Consider the following 2,560-nt stretch of genomic DNA (forward strand, 5'->3'; position numbering starts at 1 on the left):
AGCGTCAGATGGGTATAGGAGACGGGGGCGGGGGTGGTGCTGGTCTTCATCCGGCCTCCTCCGCCACCTCGGTGCCGGCGAGCGGGGACTGGTCGGCGTCCAGACCGAAGCTGTGGGCCGGGTTCCAGTGCAGGACGACCTCTGCGCCGGGCACCAGGCGGGGGTCGCGTTCGATGTTCTGCTCGTACACCGACAGGCCGGCGGCGGCCGGGCTGTCGACGAGGTACTGGGTGGAGACGCCGATGAAGCTGGATTCGGTGATCCGGCCGGTGAGCCGGTTGCGGCCGTCCGGGATGGCGCCGGCGTCATCGGCATGGCTGAGGGTGATCTTCTCGGGCCGTATGCCGAGCAGTACCCGGTCGCCGGGGCGGGCGTCGGTACATCGCTGGGCGGGCAGCGCGAGGCGCCCGCCCCCGGCGCGTACCACCAGGTCCTCGCCGGACTTCTCGGCGACCTCGGCGGTGATCAGGTTGGAGGTGCCGAGGAAGTTGGCGACGAAGGTGGTGCGCGGGTTCTCGTAGAGGTCGGCGGGGGCGCCGAGTTGCTCGACGCGCCCGCCGTTCATCACCGCGACCGTGTCGGCCATGGTCATGGCCTCCTCCTGGTCGTGGGTGACATGGACGAAGGTGATGCCGACCTCGGTCTGGATGCGCTTGAGCTCCAGTTGCATCTGGCGGCGGAGCTTGAGGTCCAGGGCGCCCAGCGGTTCGTCGAGCAGCAGCACCTGGGGGTGGTTGATCAGGGCGCGGGCGACGGCGACCCGCTGCTGCTGGCCACCGGAGAGCTGCTGCGGCTTGCGGCGGGCGAAGTCGCCGAGCTGGACCAGTTCGAGCATCTCGTGGACCTGCTTCTTCACCGACTTGATGCCGCGCCGGCGCAGCCCGAAGGCGACGTTCTCGTAGATGTCCAGGTGCGGGAAGAGCGCATAGCTCTGGAAGACGGTGTTGACCGGGCGCTTGTACGGCGGCAGGGCGGTGACGTCCTGGCCGGCGAGCGAGACGGTGCCGGTGGTGGGCTCTTCCAGCCCTGCGATCATGCGCAGGGTGGTGGTCTTGCCGCAGCCCGAGGCGCCGAGCAGGGCGAAGAACGAGCCGGCCGGGATGGTGAGGTCCAGCGGGTGGACGGCGGTGAAGGAGCCGTAGCTCTTGCTGATCCGGGTGAGGCGTACGTCACCGCCGGGGGCGGCGGAGGCGGTGTCGCCGGAGGTCTGCTGGGTCATGGTGCGTGGTCTCTTCTGTTCAGGCGCCGATGAGCTTCGCGAACTTGTCCTCGAACGCCGTCTCCTCTTCCGAGGTGAGCGAGCGGAAGGCGTGGGCCCTGCTGCTCATCTCGCGGTCCGGGATGATCAGCGGGTTGGCGGCCAGATCCTTGTCGATCTTGGCGAGTTCGGGGCGGATGCCGTCCACCGGGCACACGTAGTTGATCCAGGCGGCGAGCTCGGCGGCGGCCTTGGGCTCGTAGTAGTAGTCGATGAGGCGTTCGGCGTTCTTCTTGTGCCGTGCTCCGCTGGGCACCAGCAGCTCGTCGGTGGCGATGATGTAGCCGGCCTCGGGGATGGTGAAGTCGATGGCCGGGTTGTCGGCCTGGAGCTGCATCAGGTCGCCGGCCCAGGCGACACAGGCGGCGAGGTCGCCCTTGTCCAGGTCGTTGATGTAGTCGTTGCCGGTGAAGCGGCGGATCTGGCCCCTGTCGACGGCCTTCTGGAGGCGCGCGACAGCCGTCTCGTAGTCGTCGGCGGTGAAGTCCTCGGTGCGCTTGCCCATGTCGAGGAGGGTCATCCCGACGGTGTCGCGCATCTCGGTGAGCATGCCGACCCGGCCCTTGAGCTCGGGGTCCTCCAGCAGCTGGCTGATCGAGTCGACCCGGCGCCCGCCGGTGGCCTTCTTGTTGTAGGCGATGACGGTGGGGATGGCGGTCCACGGGTAGGCGTGGGCCCGGCCGGGGTCCCAGTCGGGGGAGCGGAACTGGGCGGAGAGGTTCGCGTAGGCATGCGGCAGGTTGGAGGCGTCCAGCTTCTGCATCCAGCCCAGCCGGATCATCCGGCCGGCCATCCAGTCGGTGACGCAGATCAGGTCGCGGCCGATGCTCTTGCCGGCCGCGAGCTGGGGTTTGACCTTGCCGAAGAACTCGACGTTGTCGTTGATGTCCTCGGTGTACTTGACGGTGATGCCGGTGCGCCGGGTGAAGGCTTCCAGGGTGGGGCGGTGCTTGCCGTCGTCGGTGGTGTCGATGTACTCGGTCCAGTTGGAGAAGACGATCTGCTTCTCCTCGTCCGAGTGGTCGTCGGAGGGGCCGGACTCGCTGCGGGCGGCGGCCGGGATGCCGCAGCCGGCCAGGGTTCCCAGGCCGCCGAGCGCCAGGGTGCCCAGGCTGCCTGCGCGCAGCAGGGATCGGCGGGTCATGGCCATCCTGCCGTGGGTGATGCTGCGCTGTATGGCGGCGAGCTGGGGCGCGGACAGGCTTTCGCGCTGATGCTGCTCCATGCGGTGCCCTCTCTGGGTGACGGCCGGTGCCGGCCGGTGGTACGGGCCCGTCGCGGCCTGTCTCTTAAACACATCTC

General features: G+C 68.9%; 2 protein-coding genes. Both read right to left on the reverse strand.

What is annotated here, in order from left to right:
• Positions 1-46: 46 nt before the first annotated feature.
• A complete protein-coding gene (locus E4099_RS31185) occupies positions 47-1,219 on the reverse strand; it encodes an ABC transporter ATP-binding protein (RefSeq protein ID WP_135342460.1) in 1,173 nt (390 codons plus the stop codon).
• 19 nt (positions 1,220-1,238) lie between these two features.
• Entirely contained in the window at positions 1,239-2,483 is a 1,245-nt protein-coding gene (locus E4099_RS31190) for an ABC transporter substrate-binding protein (protein ID WP_135342461.1), read from the reverse strand.
• Positions 2,484-2,560 lie beyond the last annotated feature (77 nt).

Source organism: Streptomyces palmae (assembly GCF_004684805.1).
GTDB classification, from domain to species: Bacteria; Actinomycetota; Actinomycetes; order Streptomycetales; family Streptomycetaceae; genus Streptomyces; species Streptomyces palmae.

Coding starts and splice junctions, on each gene's coding strand:
- E4099_RS31185 (WP_135342460.1), bottom strand. CDS start 1,219: ATGACCCAGCAGACCTCCGGCGACACCGCCTCCGCCGCCCCCGGCGGT.
- E4099_RS31190 (WP_135342461.1), bottom strand. CDS start 2,483: ATGGAGCAGCATCAGCGCGAAAGCCTGTCCGCGCCCCAGCTCGCCGCC.